The organism is Streptomyces halobius, from assembly GCF_023277745.1.
Classification (GTDB): domain Bacteria; phylum Actinomycetota; class Actinomycetes; order Streptomycetales; family Streptomycetaceae; genus Streptomyces; species Streptomyces halobius.
On record NZ_CP086322.1, the window covers coordinates 7,474,334 to 7,489,885 of the forward strand.

The 15,552-nt window shown below is 72.7% G+C and carries 15 protein-coding genes and 1 pseudogene; 10 read left to right on the forward strand and 6 right to left on the reverse strand.

From position 1 onward, the window contains the following. Nucleotides 1–103 precede the first annotated feature (103 nt). Nucleotides 104–1,153, forward strand: a complete 1,050-nt coding sequence (locus tag K9S39_RS33885; RefSeq protein ID WP_248867134.1) for an HAD-IIA family hydrolase — start codon at nt 104–106, stop codon at nt 1,151–1,153. Between the two features lie 56 nt (nt 1,154–1,209). Here K9S39_RS33885 and K9S39_RS33890 read toward each other — a convergent pair whose 3' ends face one another. Together K9S39_RS33890 and K9S39_RS33895 are read right to left on the reverse strand one after the other, a co-directional pair. Then, complete coding sequence (locus tag K9S39_RS33890; RefSeq protein WP_248867135.1) at nt 1,210–2,187, reverse strand: siderophore-interacting protein; 978 nt, start codon at nt 2,185–2,187, stop codon at nt 1,210–1,212. Between the two features lie 93 nt (nt 2,188–2,280). Further along, on the reverse strand, nt 2,281–3,309 hold the full coding sequence (locus K9S39_RS33895; RefSeq protein ID WP_248867136.1) for an ABC transporter substrate-binding protein: 1,029 nt from the start codon (nt 3,307–3,309) through the stop codon (nt 2,281–2,283). Between the two features lie 109 nt (nt 3,310–3,418). On the opposite strand from K9S39_RS33895, the gene K9S39_RS33900 reads away from it, so the two are divergent. The 3 genes from K9S39_RS33900 (at nt 3,419) to K9S39_RS33910 (ending at nt 6,677) form a co-directional block, all read left to right on the forward strand. Further along, entirely contained in the window at nt 3,419–4,471 is a 1,053-nt protein-coding gene (locus tag K9S39_RS33900) for a FecCD family ABC transporter permease (protein WP_248867137.1), read from the forward strand. Further along, complete coding sequence (locus K9S39_RS33905) at nt 4,468–5,607, forward strand: FecCD family ABC transporter permease (RefSeq protein ID WP_406708062.1); 1,140 nt, start codon at nt 4,468–4,470, stop codon at nt 5,605–5,607. The genes K9S39_RS33900 and K9S39_RS33905 overlap by 4 nt, the downstream gene beginning before the upstream one ends. Before the next feature lie 149 nt (nt 5,608–5,756). Next, nucleotides 5,757–6,677 (forward strand): ABC transporter ATP-binding protein, encoded by a 921-nt coding sequence (locus tag K9S39_RS33910; RefSeq protein ID WP_248867138.1) that lies wholly within the window; start codon nt 5,757–5,759, stop codon nt 6,675–6,677. Here the strand turns inward: K9S39_RS33910 and K9S39_RS33915 are convergent. Then, nucleotides 6,661–7,008 carry an SCP2 sterol-binding domain-containing protein gene (locus K9S39_RS33915; protein WP_248867139.1) on the reverse strand — a complete coding sequence of 116 codons (348 nt, stop codon included), beginning with the start codon at nt 7,006–7,008 and terminating at the stop codon, nt 6,661–6,663. The two genes, K9S39_RS33910 and K9S39_RS33915, sit on opposite strands and share 17 nt — an antisense overlap. A gap of 169 nt (nt 7,009–7,177) precedes the next feature. Between K9S39_RS33915 and K9S39_RS43155 the strand changes: the two genes are divergently transcribed. Genes K9S39_RS43155 through K9S39_RS33935 form a run of 3 tightly spaced genes read left to right on the forward strand, consistent with a single transcriptional unit; the run spans nt 7,178 to nt 9,490 of the window. Beyond that, nucleotides 7,178–7,729, forward strand: coding sequence for a hypothetical protein (locus tag K9S39_RS43155; RefSeq protein ID WP_406708063.1), 552 nt, complete (start codon nt 7,178–7,180; stop codon nt 7,727–7,729). A 7-nt stretch (nt 7,730–7,736) separates the two neighbouring features. Then, nucleotides 7,737–8,552, forward strand: a complete 816-nt coding sequence (locus K9S39_RS33930; protein WP_248869082.1) for a TlyA family RNA methyltransferase — start codon at nt 7,737–7,739, stop codon at nt 8,550–8,552. Further along, nucleotides 8,549–9,490 (forward strand): NAD kinase, encoded by a 942-nt coding sequence (locus K9S39_RS33935; protein WP_248867140.1) that lies wholly within the window; start codon nt 8,549–8,551, stop codon nt 9,488–9,490. Before K9S39_RS33930 ends, K9S39_RS33935 begins: the two co-directional genes overlap by 4 nt. A gap of 309 nt (nt 9,491–9,799) precedes the next feature. On the opposite strand, the gene K9S39_RS33940 is transcribed toward K9S39_RS33935, so the two are convergent. After that, nucleotides 9,800–10,168, reverse strand: coding sequence for a chaplin family protein (locus K9S39_RS33940; protein WP_248867141.1), 369 nt, complete (start codon nt 10,166–10,168; stop codon nt 9,800–9,802). Between K9S39_RS33940 and K9S39_RS33945 the strand changes: the two are divergent. Then, nucleotides 10,167–10,646 (forward strand): annotated as a pseudogene (locus K9S39_RS33945) (transposase); the annotation flags it as partial. The gene K9S39_RS33940 and the pseudogene K9S39_RS33945 overlap by 2 nt on opposite strands. A 126-nt stretch (nt 10,647–10,772) precedes the next feature. Here K9S39_RS33945 and K9S39_RS33950 read toward each other — a convergent pair. Beyond that, entirely contained in the window at nt 10,773–12,260 is a 1,488-nt protein-coding gene (locus tag K9S39_RS33950) for a S41 family peptidase (protein ID WP_248867142.1), read from the reverse strand. A 42-nt stretch (nt 12,261–12,302) separates the two neighbouring features. Next, nucleotides 12,303–12,497 carry a hypothetical protein gene (locus tag K9S39_RS33955; RefSeq protein ID WP_248867143.1) on the reverse strand — a complete coding sequence of 65 codons (195 nt, stop codon included), beginning with the start codon at nt 12,495–12,497 and terminating at the stop codon, nt 12,303–12,305. Nucleotides 12,498–12,671: 174 nt separating this feature from the next. On the opposite strand from K9S39_RS33955, the gene recN reads away from it, so the two are divergent. Further along, the gene (gene recN, locus K9S39_RS33960; RefSeq protein ID WP_248869083.1) at nt 12,672–14,399 is read left to right on the forward strand and encodes a DNA repair protein RecN; all 1,728 of its coding nucleotides are present in this window, start codon (nt 12,672–12,674) and stop codon (nt 14,397–14,399) included. A gap of 244 nt (nt 14,400–14,643) precedes the next feature. Further along, nucleotides 14,644–15,432, forward strand: a complete 789-nt coding sequence (locus tag K9S39_RS33965) for a hypothetical protein (RefSeq protein ID WP_248869084.1) — start codon at nt 14,644–14,646, stop codon at nt 15,430–15,432. Nucleotides 15,433–15,552 lie beyond the last annotated feature (120 nt).

Sequence of the window (15,552 nt, forward strand, 5' to 3'; positions counted from 1 at the left end):
ATGCGTGATGCGGAGAACGGCGAGCCGCGCGGCGCGGAGGGCGACGGACCGCGAGGCGGAGCGGACCCTTCGAACGGTGCGCGGCCATGAGGAGCGAGACGGCATGAATGAGCAGATTCGCGGGCGGGCGGGAGGGAGCGGCCGGCGTCGGCCCGACGGGTGCCCGCGCCCGCTGAGCGAGGCGTACGACACGGCGCTGCTGGATCTGGACGGGGTCGTCTACGCCGGCGGACAGGCCGTCCCGCATGCGGTGGCGTCGCTGACCGCGGCGCGGGCCGGCGGGATGCGTCTCGCCTATGTGACGAACAACGCGTCCCGGACCCCGCGGGCGATCGCCGACCAGCTCTCCGGCTTCGGGCTGCCGACCGGTCCGGAGGATGTGATCACCTCGGCGCAGGCGGTGGCCCGGCTGATCGCCGAGCAGCTGCCGCCGGGCGCGCGGGTGCTGGTCATCGGCGGTGCGGGGCTGCGGGTGGCGGTGCGCGAGCGCGGCCTGGTGCCGGTGGCGTCCGCGGACGACGATCCGGCGGCCGTGGTGCAGGGCTATGACCCGGCGCTGGACTGGGAGCGGCTGGCGGAGGCCGGGTACGCGGTGCAGCGCGGGGTGCCGTGGTTCGCGTCCAACACCGATCTGACGATCCCCAAGGAGCGCGGTATCGCCCCGGGCAACGGCGCGCTGGTGGAGGTGGTCCGGATCGCCGCGGGCGGGACGCCGCAGGTGGCGGGCAAGCCGCAGCCGCCGATGCACCGGGAGACGGTGCTGCGTACCGGGGCCGAGCGGCCGCTGGTGATCGGGGACCGGCTCGATACGGACATCGAGGGCGCGTACAACGGCGGGGTCGACTCGCTGCTGGTGCTCACCGGCGTGACGACGGCGGCCGAGCTGCTGACCGCGCCGCCGCAGCACCGGCCGACGTATGTGGACGCCGATCTGCGCGGGGTGCTGGCGCCGCAGCCGGAGGTGGTGCCGGCGGACGGTGGTTTCCGGTGCGGCGGCTGGCGGGCCGAGCTGTCCGGTGACGTGCTGGTTCTGGACGGTGACGGCATACCGCTGGACGGGCTGCGGGCGCTGTGCGCGGCGGCCTGGACGGCGGCGGGGGAGGGGCGCTGCGGGGCCGACGGGGGCAAGGCGCTGGGGCGGATCGGGATGTAGGAGGCCGCCGGGCGCACGGTGCGCAGCGCCGCACCGTGCGCCCGGCGGGCGGCGTATCAGTCCTCGTCGCCGGCCGCCGCACCCGCCGTCAGCTCCGCGAGCAGCTCCTCCTCGGAGGCGCCACGGCGCCAGTAACCGGTGAACTTGACGGCCCTGCGTTCGATTCCGCGCTCGCCGACGAGATGCCTGCGGACCGCCTTGACGGTGCCGGCCTCGCCGGCGATCCAGGCGTACGGGGTGCCGTCGGGCAGCTGGGCGGCGCGCAGCGCGTCCACCACCGGCTCGCGGGGCGCGGCGGCCGTCCCGTGGCCGTGGCCGTCCCGGACGATCCAGGTGATGTCGGCGTCGGCGAAGGTCGGCAGGGCCTGCCGGTCGTCCTCGTGCGCGACCTCGATCCAGACCTTGGCCCGGGTGCCCGGGGACAGCCAGGACAGGATGCCGCCGATGGCGGGCAGCGCCGTCTCGTCGCCGGTGAGCAGGATCCAGTCGGTGCCGGACGGCGGCCGGAAGTCGACGCCGCCGTTGTCCTCGACGGCCGGGGCGAGGACGGTCAGCGGGTCACCGGGCCGGGCCTGCGCGGCCCAGCGGGAGGCGGGGCCGCCCGCCCCGGTGGGGGCACCTCCCTGCGCATGGGGGTCCCCCCGCTCGAACGACGTGGAGAGTGGGGGAGAAGTCGGGAGCTTGGGGGAGGCCGACGGCTCCGCCCCGTGGAGCGCGAAGTCGACATCGAACTCAGCCGGGTCATGGCGCTGTTCGCGGATCGTGTACGAGCGCATCAGCGGACGCTCGGCCGGATCCTGCGCGCGCCACGCGGCGTACCAGGCCTCGCTCGTGTCGCCGAAGACCGGCCGGTCCTGGTGGGGTTGCGGGAAGAACAGTTTGAAGCGCTGGTCACGGCCGCCGGACGCCAGCTCGGCCAGGCGGTCGCCGCCGAAGGTGACCCGGATCATGGAGGTGCTGAGCCGTCGGGTGCGCACGACGTGCACATCGAAGAACCGGAACGGCGCGGTGACGGGTGCGGCGGTCGTGGTCATGTGGGGGAACCTCCGTGAAGGGGCGGCTGTTCGGTGACGGGTGTCCGGCGCGGCCGGGCCCGTCCGGTCGGTCAGGACCGGACGGGCCCGGCGTCAGTTGACCTTCTTGGCGCTCTCGATCGCCTTGGCCAGCGCCTCGACGAGCGGTGCCGCGCCCGCGTACGAGAAGCGCGGCTCGCTCGACCAGGGGGTGACCTGACCGGCCTTGACGGCGGGCAGCTTGGCCCAGGAGGGCTTGGCGGCCAGGTCCTTGGGCTGCAGGGTGGCGGTGCGGTTGTCGAGCAGCAGCACGTCGGCCTGGTACTTGTCGGCGTTCTCCCAGCTCAGGCTCTCGAAGTAGCCGGCCTTGTCCAGGTGGTCGGGGACGATCAGGTCGACGCCGAGGGACTTGTAGTACATGAGGTCGGCGTTGATGCCGGGGTTGGAGGCGTAGAAGAGGTCGGGGCTGCCGGAGCAGGCGAGCACCTTGACCGGGTGGGTCTTGGCGGCCTGGCGCAGCCTCGCGGACGCCTTCTCGAAGCGGGTCTTGGCGTCGGTGACCCGCTTGGCCTTCAGGTCGGCGCCGAGCGACGCGGCCAGCTCGGCGTACCGCTCGATGATCTTGATGAGCGACACCCGGGAGGACGTGATGGCGACGCTCTTGGCGAGCTTTGCGATCTCGTCCTTGCTGTCGTCCGGGACGAACCACAGCGCGCCCGGCTCGTACATGTTCGTGATCAGCAGATCGGGGGTCAGGCCCGCGTACTTCTCGATGTTGAACTGGTTGTAGGCGTTGCCGATGATGGTGACCTTGTCGACGTCGAGATCGCCCGCCTGCGGGTCGGCCTTGCCGTTCTTGAGCTTGGTCGGGCCGAAGACGCCGACGATCCGGTCGTCGACGCCGAAGTCGTGCAGCGCGGCCGCGGTGCCGGTGAAGGCGACGATCCGCTGGGGCGTGTGGTCGAGGGAGACCTTCTGCTTGCGGTCGTCGGTGAAGGACCACGGGCCGCTCCCGGCGCCGCTCTTGGCACTCCCTGAGCCCTTGTCACTGCCGCACGCGGCGAGCAGGGCGCCGATGCCGACCGCGCCGCCCGCGGCAAGGACGCCGCGTCGGGAAAGAGTTACGCTACGGGAGGTGCTCATGGTGGGTGCGCTTCTCTCTGGGGAGGGCTGAAGCGGGGGCGCGACGGCAGGCCCGTCGACGGAAGGGCCCCGCGCGTCGGTCACATGAGGGTAGGCTAACCTAACTTCCGTGTTGGTCGACAGTCCCCCCGAAGCACCGAAGGCCCCGGCCGCCTCCGTGGCGCCACGGAGGCGGCAGGTCACGCGCTCCGCGGGGCTGCTCGCCGCTGTGGCCGTACTGGCCGTCGTCACCGTCCTCGGCATCGCCGTCGGCGCCAAACAGGTACCCCTGGACCAGGTTTGGCACGGGATGTTCCACTACTCCGGCTCCGACACGGATGTGGTCATCCGCGATGTGCGCCTGCCGCGCACCCTGATCGGCCTGATCGTCGGCGCCGCCCTCGGACTGGCCGGCACGGTCATGCAGGCACTGACCCGAAATCCCCTCGCCGACCCGGGAGTTCTCGGCATCAACGCCGGCGCCTCGGCCGCGGTCGTCTCCGCCATCAGCTTCCTCGGCATCACCTCGCTGACCGGCTATGTGTGGTTCGCGTTCGCCGGCGCCGCGGTGGTCAACGTCGCCGTCTACGTCCTCGGCGGCACCCGCAACGCCACACCCGTACGGCTCGCACTGGCCGGCACCGCGCTGACCGCCGTCCTCGTCGGCTACATCAACGCGGTCAACCTGATGGACACCGCCGCGCTGGACAAGATGCGGTTCTGGACGGTCGGTTCGCTGGCCACCGCCACCATGCCGACGGTCACTCAGATCGCACCGTTCCTGGCGGCCGGCGGCGTCCTCGCGCTGCTGATCGCCCGCCCGCTGAACGCCATCGCGCTCGGCGACGACCAGGCGCGGGCCCTGGGCGCCCGGCTGACCAGCACCCGGGTGCTGGCGATGGTCGCCGTCACCCTGCTCTGCGGCGGGGCGACCGCCGCCTGCGGCCCGATCGTGTACGTCGGCCTGATGGTGCCGCATGCCGTACGGGCCCTCACCGGACCCGACTTGCGCTGGATCCTGCCGTACTCCGCGGTGCTCTCGCCGGTCCTGCTGCTCGGCGCGGACATCCTCGGCCGGATCGTGGCCCGGCCCGGCGAGCTCCAGGTCGGCATCGTCACGGCCGTCGTCGGCGGTCCGGTCTTCATCTATCTCGTACGGCGTCGGAGGATGGCCCAGCTGTGACATCGACCGTGAAGCCCGGGGAGGGCACCAAGGGGCGCGTTGAGGAGGGCGCCAACGAGCGCGCCAGGGGGGCGACGACGGCGCGGCGGGTGACGGGGTCCCGGCGGGTGACGGCGGTACGTACCGCCGGCGGGCTCTCGCTGCGGCTGGACGTCCGCGCCGTCCTCGTCGGACTCCTGCTGTTGGCCCTCGCACTGGCCGCGGGCATCGCACTGATCGGCTCCGGCGACTACCCGATGACGCCGGGCGAGGTGCTCGCCGCGCTGACCGGCGGCGGAAACCCCGGCCAGGAGTTCATCGTGCACGACCTGCGGCTGCCGCGGGTCCTGGTGGGACTGCTGGTCGGCGCCGCCTTCGGGATCTCCGGAGCCGTCTTCCAGACCGTCTCGCGCAATCCGCTGGGCAGCCCCGACGTCCTCGGCTTCGCCCAGGGCTCCTCGGTCGGCGCGCTGGTCGTCATCGTCTACCTCCACGGCGAGCCCTTCGCGGTCGCCGCCGGTGCGGTCGTCGGCGGGGTCGCCACCGGCGTGGCCATCTTCCTGCTCGCCTGGAAACGCGGCATCCAGGGCTACCGCTTCGTGCTCGTCGGCATCGGCGCCAACGCGATGCTCTACGCCCTCGTGCTCTACCTCCTCACCAAGGCGAACATCGTCGAGGCGACCCGGGCCACCACCTGGATGACCGGCACGCTCAACGGCCGCGACTGGGACCAGGTCGGGCCACTGACCGCCGTCTGCGCGGTACTCATCCCGCTGTTGCTGCTGTACGGCCGTCCGCTGCGCATGCTGGAGATGGGCGACGATGCCGCGTTCGCGCTGGGGGTAAGGGTCGACCGGCTCCGCGTCATCGTGCTGCTGGCGGCCGTTCTGCTCGTCGCCTCCGGCACCGCCGCGGCCGGCCCGATCTCCTTCGTCGCGCTCACCGCACCGCAACTGGCCCGTCGCCTCACCCGCTCGCCCGGCCCCAATCTGCTGCCGTCCGCGCTCATGGGCGCCGTCCTCCTGGTCGCCGCGGACTTCGCCTCGCAGCGTCTCTTCGGCGCCGACCAGCTCCCGGTGGGCGTGCTGACCGGTGTCCTTGGTGGTGGGTATCTGCTGTGGCTGCTGGCCGTGGAGCGCAAGGCGGGACGGATATGAGAGGCGGTCGGACGGACGGGTGGACGGGCATGAGCGGCGGGCGGACAGGAGCGGACGGGCATGAGCTACGGCGCGCCGCCGCCGGACGAGGTCCCGCCCTGGCCACGCGGGACGACAGCAGCGATACGACAACCCCCGGGAGCCCTGAAGTGAGCCGTCTCACGGCCGAGAACGTCACCCTCGCCTACGACCAGCGGGTCATCGCCGAGAACCTCTCCGTCGCCATCCCCGACCACTCCTTCACGGTCATCGTCGGACCCAACGCCTGCGGCAAGTCCACGCTGCTCCGCGCCCTTTCGCGGATGCTCAAGCCGAGCGCGGGATCGGTGCTGCTGGACGGTTCGGCGATCTCCTCCCTCCCGGCCAAGAAGGTCGCCAGGACGCTCGGGCTGCTGCCCCAGTCCTCGACCGCGCCGGACGGGATCACCGTGGCGGACCTCGTGGCGCGCGGCCGCTACCCGCACCAGGGCCTGCTGCGCCAGTGGTCGTCCGACGACGAGCGGATCGTCCAGGAGTCGATGGCGGCGACCGGCGTCGACGAGCTGGCCGAGCGCTATGTCGACGAGCTCTCGGGCGGGCAGCGCCAGCGCGTGTGGATCGCGATGGCGCTCGCCCAGCAGACGCCGCTGCTGCTCCTGGACGAACCGACGACATACCTGGACATCCAGCACCAGATCGAGGTCCTGGACCTGTGCGCGGAGCTGCACGAGCAGCAGGGGCGGACCCTTGTCGCGGTGCTGCACGACCTCAACCACGCCGCCCGGTACGCCACCCACCTCATCGCCATGAGGGACGGCGCGATCCTCGCCCAGGGCGCGCCGGCGGACATCGTCACCGCGGAGCTGGTGGAGCGTGTCTTCGGGCTCGGCTGCCAGGTCATCGACGATCCGGAGACCGGCACCCCGCTGGTCGTCCCGGCGGCGCGCAAGACCCGTAGGGGCGGGGGCGGCGCGGTGACGGCGGAGGGTACCGAGGGCGCGGAGGGTACGGAGAGCGCGGAGGGCGGTGCGGTCGGCGGCTCCGGGCGGGCCGCGGCCGTGACTACGGCGGCGACTACAGCAGCGTCCTGAGGCGCAGCAGGTCGCGCAGGCCCGCTTCCAGCTTGACGCGACCGCTGCCCCACGCCTTCGCGAAGTTGAGCCGGCCGTCGACCAGCGCGACCAGATCGTCCCCGGCCATGGTGAGCCGGATCTCGGCCTTGTGCGGCGGGCGGCCGGGGACGCTGGTCACATCCCGGATGGTGCCGTCGGCGAGGCGCCCCAGGAACGTGATGTCCAGGTCCGTGATGCGGCAGCTGAGCGAGCGGTCGAGCGCGGCGGCGCTGCGTACCTCGCCGTCCGCCGTGGACATGTTCTGGGCCAGCCGGTCGAGCGCGGCGCGGCACTGGTCGATCGTTGCCATCGCGGACGACGATACGCCAGGTCGCGGGCGGCTCGTTCGGCGTCGACACCCTCCGCCGAGGTAGCGTCAAGGCATGCAAGAGCCGACGTCCGGCCCGGAGCCGGAGGCACCCGCGGGATCCGAGGGGCCCGCCCTATCCGCTGAGCATGCCGTGGCTGCGGAGCACGCTGTGGCCGCTGAACGCGCTGTGGCCGGGGAGCACGCCCAGTCCGGCGAGCCCGGCGCTTCCGACGAGTCCGGCGCTTCCGACGCGTCCGCGGAGCACGCCGTGGCCGTCGGGCCCGCCGTGGCCGGGGAGCGCACTGTGGTCGCCGAGCCTGCCGAGTCCGACCAGTCTGCCGAGCCCACCGTGTCCGCCGAGCCCACCGTGTCCGCCGAGCCCACCGTGTCCGCCGAGCCCACCGCGTCCCCCGAGCCCACCGGGGCGGGCGGTTCGGCGGGGGACGCCGCGCCCGCCGGGTCCCTGGGGCCCGCCGGACCGCAGCCGCTCGGGATCGCGATCACTCCGACCGGGGACGCCATCGTGGACGCCCGGCTGCGGCGTCTCGCCGACGCCGACCACCTCCCCGCCGACGGGCACCTCGAGGTGTACGAGGATGTGCACCGTGGGCTGCGCGACGCGCTGGCCGCCCTCGACCAGCGCCCCGGGCAGCCCACCCCGTCCGCGAGGACGCGTGACACGACGACGCGTGACACAACGACGTACGACAACAGGAGCTGAACCACAGGTGGCAGGAGTGGCACGACGCCGACTCGACGCGGAGCTGGTGCGCCGCAAGCTGGCCCGCTCGCGCGAGCACGCGAGCCAGCTGATCGCCGCGGGGCGGGTGACCGTCGGCGGGGCGACCGCGTCCAAGCCGGCCACCCAGGTGGAGACCAGCGCGGCCGTGGTCGTCCGCGCGGACGAGAGCGACCCCGACTATGTCTCGCGCGGCGGCCACAAGCTCGCCGGCGCCCTCGCCGCCTTCGTCCCGCAGGGACTGCGGATCAAGGGCCGGCGGGCTCTGGACGCGGGCGCGTCGACCGGCGGCTTCACCGATGTCCTGCTGCGGGCCGGCGCCGCCCATGTCGTCGCCGTCGACGTCGGATACGGCCAGCTGGCGTGGTCCTTGCAGAGTGATGACCGGGTCACCGTGAGGGACCGCACCAACGTACGCGAGTTGACGCTCGAACAGGTCGATTCGGTGCCGGTCGACATCGTCGTCGGTGATCTCTCCTTCATCCCGCTGGGGCTGGTGCTGCCCGCGCTCGTCGGCTGCACGGCGCCCGACGCCGACCTGGTGCTGATGGTCAAGCCGCAGTTCGAGGTCGGCAAGGAGCGGCTCGGCAGCGGCGGGGTGGTGCGCAGCCCGGAACTGCGGGCCGAGGCGGTACGCGCGGTCGCCGGCCGGGCGGCCGAACTGGGGCTCGGTGTCATGGGCGTGACCGCGAGCCCGCTGCCTGGACCTTCCGGGAATGTCGAGTACTTTCTGTGGCTGCGCGCCGGGGCGCCCGCACTCGACCCGGCGGATGTCGACCGTGCGGTGGCGAAGGGGCCTCGTTGACCACTACTCAGGCAGTTGAAGACAGCGCAGCACACGAGGGGAACGGCGCGCCGCGGACCGTTTTCCTGCTCGCGCACACCGGCCGCCCGGCGGCCATCCGGAGCGCCGAGCTCGTCGTCCAGGGACTGCTGCGCTGCGGGATCGGGGTACGGGTGCTGGCGGAGGAGGCCGCGGATCTGCCGCTGCCGCCGGAGGTCGAGCGCGTCGAGTCGGAGCAGTGCGCGGCCGAGGGCTGCGAACTGCTGGTGGTGCTCGGCGGGGACGGCACGCTGTTGCGCGGCGCGGACTTCGCCCGTACCTCCGGAGTGCCGATGCTCGGCGTCAACCTCGGCCGGGTCGGCTTCCTGGCGGAGGCCGAACGCGACGACCTCGACAAGGTCGTCGACCGGGTCGTCAGCCGCTCCTACGAGGTAGAGGAGCGGATGACGCTCGACGTCCTCGTACGGAACAACGGCGGTGTCGTGCACACCGACTGGGCGCTGAACGAGGCGTCGGTGGAGAAGGCCGCACGGGAGCGGATGCTGGAGGTCGTCACCGAGGTCGACGGCCGGCCCGTGTCGCGCTTCGGCGGTGACGGGGTGGTCTGCGCGACCCCGACCGGCTCGACCGCGTATGCCTTCTCGGCCGGCGGCCCGGTGGTCTGGCCCGAGGTCGAGGCGCTGCTGATGGTCCCGATCAGTGCGCACGCCCTCTTCGCCAAGCCGCTGGTCACCTCGCCGCGTTCGGTACTGGCGGTGGAGGTCCAGCCCAAGACCCCGCACGGCGTCCTGTGGTGCGACGGCCGCCGCAGCGTCGAACTGCCCGCCGGCGCACGGGTGGAGGTTCGCCGCGGCGCCGTGCCCGTACGTCTCGCGCGACTGCATCACGCCTCCTTCACCGATCGTCTGGTCGCCAAGTTCGCCCTGCCGGTGGCGGGCTGGCGGGGGGCGCCGCACTAGGGCCTGGCCCCACCCGCCAGGCCCTTACGGCCGGGACTCGGGGGCCGGATGCCTCCCGCGCGTCCGGCGTCTGCCTTCTGGAAGTCCGATGAAGATCTTGACAACGCGGCCGATGTGCGGTGGATTGCCCCGATTGACTTTTGCGGGCAAAGCGGGGCGACTCGGGTGGCCCGTGCAAGATCTTCATCGGCCTTCCAGGGCCTGTCCGATAGGTCAGGTCGAAAAGGCCGCGGCGTTCTGGCGCACTTCACTCGCTGCGCTTGGTCTATCACTGACGCCTGCCGGTGGACGCAGCGCGCGGCACGGGCATCACACCACGTTGGCAAGTGGGGAGATGATCTCGGCGCCGGCGGGCAGGGAGCTGGAGTTGATGATCGGGACGTTGAGGTTGTACTCGTTGAGGGTGCTGAAGTTGCAGGTGAGGCCGCTGTTGCCGCAGTGGTTGCGGGGCAGCCCGACCGGCAGATGCCCGGCGTTGCCCGTCAAGGTCCCCTTGCTGGATGCCGTCGCACCGGCTGCCCGCGCGCCTCCCGCCTTGGCGCAGGTGTTGCTGAACGCGGGATTGCCGACACCGATGACCGCGTGCGCCGGTACCGCCGACAACGCCACCGCGCCCAACCCCGCACCGACCAGCACCGCCTGCCGCCGCACCGACCTGGCCCGCGTCGCCGCACCCATGCGCCACCCTCCATTCCGTTCGTCCGGCGACAGCCACGAATGGCAACTGTCCCATTTGTCCACTGCAACGACTGAATCACCGACGACGACACGGCGCGGTGAGTGGTGGCCTCCCAGCGGCTTCGCCATCGACACCACCGTCGCCACCGTGACCTGCCCGCAAGGGCACACCGTCCCCCTCTCCACGCCCGGCGGACGCCACCACCAGCGCAAAGCCGCCTTCAAGGACCTGTGCACCGGATGCCCCTTGCGTGAGCGGTGCACCACGGCCAAGGCCGGCCGCATCCTGACCATCCGTTCCCACCACGGCCTCCAGGCCGCCACCGACCCCGACTGGCAAGCCGCCTACCGGCGCTGGAGGCCACCCGTCGAACGCGCCGTCGCCTGGCTCGTCCACCGAGGCAACCGCAAACTCCGCTACCGAGGCACCATCAAGAACGACACCTGGCTCCACACCCGGGCAGCCGCCCTCAATCTCCGCCGACTGCTCAGTCTCCGACTCACCCGCACCGGCGACACCTGGCACCCTGCCCAACGGCACATGACCAGAGGGGCCGACCGGCCTGCGGCCGGACAGCCCCTCAACAAGGCCTTCATGAGTCTCCTAGCTGTCGTTTCCGTGCGCCCGTTGCGACAGATACGCGCGGGCGCGGGTGAGAGCGGAGTCTCGGTGTGCCGTGAGGTCCTCCTCCGTGAAGACGGGGGTGGGGATCGCCGGTGGTATGCCGGGGCCGTCGAAGGTGTGGCCGTCGGCGGTCAGAAACTCCTCGTTGGGGAGGCCGAAGGACCAGCCGTTGGGCAGGGCGCGGTCCAGCACGTCGGAGAAGACACCCTGGGTGTTCTCGCCGATGCGGGTGGGGGAGGGGGAGCGGCCGATGAGGGACTGGGTGAAGGTCTCACCCGCGCTGATCGTCAGCCGTCCGGTCAGGACCGCGATCGGGCCGGTGTAGACCGGGCCCCGGTGCGGTCGGACCTGCAGGGGCTGGGGCGTGGTGAACCTGCCGGGCTCATCGGGGTTGTTGCGTGCCCGCTTGCGGTAGGCGGGATAGGGGCGGTCGGTGAGCCGGGAGGCGATGCGCAGGCCGAGAGGGTCCGCGCCGCCGCCGTTGAGCCGTACGTCGACGATCAGGCCGCGCAGGGCCTTCGGGCCCTGCGTACGCGCCTTGGTGAACACGGCATCCAGCGCGCGGTCGAGCTCGGCGACATCGCCGGCGTAGTCGCCCTTCTTGGTGTAGCCGGCGAACTGGGTGACCCGGAAGTAGCCGATGCGGCCCGGGAGATCGGCATACGTGAGCTTGCCCTGGGCCCAGCGCCGTTGGGTGACGCCGGGGCCCAGGTTCGCGGCGATCGCCTCGTCGATGCGGGCGGTGGATTCCGGTGTGGGCAGGACGGTGCCGGGACGCTTGCCCGCGAACCACCGGTCGGGTCCCGCGATGACACGGGTGTGCGCGTCATACAGCGGCTCGATCATCTCGCGCAGTACCGCGAAGAGTTCGTCGTCGGTGGTCTTCGCCGTGATGCGGGGGCGGTAGCGGTCACGCACCGCCGACCAGTCGATCTTCTTCGCGCGGAAGAAGGGGTAGTTCTCGGCGAATGTCTGCCAGAACACATCGAAGACGGCCCGGGGATCGCTCGGCGGGCGCTTCCGGCAGCGGTCCGGAAGCGCGTCGACGCGGCGCAGACCGCGGTGGCCGGCGGTGTCCTCGATGGACAGCCGGGCATGGCCGGAGCCGGCGGGGACCACCGTGATCGGGGCGGAGTCGGGAACGGTGAACACGCTCCGGCCGTGCCCGTCGGACCTGCCCGCGCGGGTGCCCGTCACCGATCCGGGCAGGCAACTCATGGCTGTGGTCTCGTACGTCCGCAGGCTGCGGCCCTTGATCGTGACGAGGGTGCCGTAGCCGTCCATCTGCCAGACACCTTCCAGGGACTGGGACGAAGCGGAAGCCGAAGCGCCGGGGCTCGCGCCGGACCGATCCGCGCGGACCGGTCCTCCCGGGGCCGCACAGGCGGCGGTGGTGGTGAGGGCGGTCAGGGCGGCGAGGAACACGGCCGCGCCGCCGGTACGGCGGGGGCGTCGTGGGCCGTTCATCGGGCGTACCTCTCAGGAGTCGGGCCAGGAGCCAGGCAGAAGTCATGCCGCGGGCAGGATTTCCGTGGCGCGGCGGGCGGGCGGAAGCTGCGGCTGTCGCCGGGGCTCGCCGCGGTGACGGCGGGGGATCGTCGCCGTCGGCACACCGGCCCCGGTCGCGGCGAACAGCGTCGTCACCCCCCCCGCGAGCGCGGGACGGTGACCCCGCAGCGTCGCACGCACCAATCCACTCGGCATGAGCACACCTTCCGTTGCTGTCAGTGATCAGCGTGACGGCCGAGCGCAGTCCCGCACCATCAGGTATCCACCCGATTTCCGGTGGGGTTTTCCTCAGGGTCGCGGCCAGGAGAGAGGGGAGGCCGTCGCGGGCCGGCCCCCGGACCTCGTAAGGTCGTATCCGTGTTGGAGGAGATGCGGATCCGGTCCCTGGGCGTCATTGACGACGCCGTTGTCGAGCTGTCCCCGGGCTTCACGGCGGTGACGGGCGAGACGGGCGCGGGCAAGACCATGGTCGTCACCAGCCTCGGCCTGCTGCTCGGCGGGCGCGCGGACCCCGCCCTGGTGCGGATCGGCGCCAAGTCGGCGGTCGTGGAGGGCCGGATCACCATCGGTGCCAAGGACCCCGCGGCCGTACGGGCCGAGGAGGCCGGCGCGGAGCTGGACGACGGCGCGCTGCTGATCAGCCGCACCGTGTCCGCCGAAGGCCGCTCGCGCGCCCACGTGGGCGGCCGTTCCGTACCCGTCGGCCTGCTGGGGGAGCTGGCCGACGACCTGGTCGCCGTGCACGGCCAGACCGACCAGCAGGGCCTGCTGCGGCCGGCCCGGCAGCGGCAGGCCCTGGACCGCTACGCCGGCGACGCGGTCGCCGTCCCGCTCGCCAAGTACGCGGCCGCCCACCGCCGGCTGCGCGCCGTCGCCGCCGAGCTGGACGAACTGACGACGCGGGCCCGTGAACGCTCCCAGGAAGCCGATCTGCTGCGCTTCGGCCTCGACGAGATCGCCGCGGCCGAGCCGCAACCGGGCGAGGACACCGAACTCGCCGCCGAGGCCGAGCGGCTCGGGCACGCCGAGGCGCTGGCCTCCGCCGCCACCGCCGCGCAGGCCGCGCTGGCCGGTAACCCCGAGGATCCCGAGGGCGTCGACGCCACCACCCTGGTCGCCGGCGCCCATCGCGCGCTGGACGCCGTACGCAGCCATGACCGGGAGCTGTCCGCACTGGCCGAGCGGCTCGGTGAGATCGGCATCCTGATGGCGGACGTGGCCGGCGAGCTGGCCAGTTACGCGGACGGTCTGGACGCCGACCCGTTGCGGCTCGCCGCGGTCGAGGAGCGCCGCGCCGCCCTGACCCACCTGACCCGCAAATACGGCGAGGACATCACGGCGGTGCTGGCGTGGGCGGAGGAGAGCGCCACGCGGCTCGCCGAACTGGACGGCGATGACGGCCGGATCGGCGAGCTCACCGCGGAGCGGGACGCGCTCCGTGCCGAACTCGGCGAGCTGGCACAGGAGTTGACCGACGCCCGCACCGCGTCGGCGAAGCGTTTCGCCGACGCGGTCACCACCGAACTCGGCGAACTCGCCATGCCGCACGCCCGGGTGACCGTCGAGATCCGGCAGGCCGAGGTGCCGGAGGACGCCGACGGCATCATGGTCGGCGGCCGCAATGTCGCCTACGGCCCGGCCGGTGCCGACGAGGTCGAGCTGCTTCTGGCCCCGCACCCCGGCGCGCCGCCCCGGCCGATCGCCAAGGGGGCGTCCGGCGGTGAGCTCTCCCGGGTGATGCTCGCCGTCGAGGTCGTCTTCGCCGGCTCCGACCCCGTACCGACCTACCTTTTCGACGAGGTCGACGCGGGCGTCGGCGGCAAGGCGGCCGTCGAGGTCGGCCGGCGCCTGGCCAGGCTCGCGAAGTCGGCGCAGGTCGTGGTGGTCACGCACCTCCCGCAGGTCGCGGCGTTCGCCGATCGCCAGCTGCTGGTGGAGAAGACCAACGACGGGTCGGTCACCAGGAGCGGTGTCACGGTCCTGGAGGGCGAGGAACGGGTTCGCGAACTCTCCCGGATGCTCGCCGGCCAGGAGGACTCCGAGACGGCCCGCGCACACGCCGAGGAACTGCTGGAGACGGCGCGGACGGGGCGGTAGCACTGGTGCCGGCGGGGCACTCGCAGTAGATCGCTGGGGTGGTGCACAGGGCGGGTCTTGGCGGCTCCTCGGGCCGCCCGTCCGGAGGGAGGGCTGTGGGCGGGTGTGCCCGGGGAAGATCTCGCCCCTCTCTCGGGGAAGATCTCGGCCTCTAGGGTGGACCGGAGTCGAGCACGGCACGGTGCCGGGCAGGGGAGTGAGGGTTGCGGTGGCTGGCAGCAGGTTGCGGGGACGGATCTCGGCGCTGCTCGGGGCGACGGGAGCCGGACGGGCCGCATACGGGGCGCTGCTTGGGTCGGCAGGAGCGACACGGGCCGCATACGGGGTGCTGAAGAGCCGGCCGCCGGGCGGGGCCGTCCTGTGGGAGCGGAAGAATTACGCGGGCCGTACCGTGAACCTGCACGCCGGACTCGCCACGGCCACCGGCACCGCGCTCGCCGCCGCCACCGTGCCCGGACTGCCTGCTCGGGCCCGGAGCGCGACGGCCCTTGCGGTGCTCGCCGCCGGGGAGTGCGGCGCGTACGACGATGTCTTCGGCGCCACTGACCCCCGGCGCGGTTTCCGGGCACATCTCTCGGCACTCCGGAGTGGCGAGGTCACCAGTGGAGCGGTGAAGCTGTTCGGGATCGGTGCCGCGGGTCTCGCCGCCGGTGCCCTGCTGAAGGAGCGCCCGGTCGACAAACTGCTGGCCGGCGTGGTGGTCGCGGGGTCGGCCCATCTGGTGAACCTCCTCGACGTCCGGCCGGGCCGTGCGGCGGGTGCCGTACTGGCCATAGGTGCGCCGGGGCTGCTGCGCGGTGGAGCGGCCGGCCCGCTGTCCGCCGCGTCCATGGGTGCCATAGCCGCGGTCGTCGGGGACGATCTCGGGGAGCGCACGATGCTCGGGGACGCCGGAGCGCATGCCCTCGGCGCGGCCCTTGGGCTCGCCATCGTCACCGGCAACGGCCGCAAGGGGCTGACCGCGCACGCCGCCGCACTGATCGCCGCCGCGGCTGCGGGAGACCGCGTCAGCGGGGCCGTCGCCGCGGTCTGAGGTACGCCGGTCCGGCGTAGGCCGTGAGCCGGCATGCGCCGCGAATCGGCCTGCGGCGCGAACCGACCGAACGGCACGAACCGCCTGCGCAGCAAGCCGACCTACACCGCAATCCGGCGC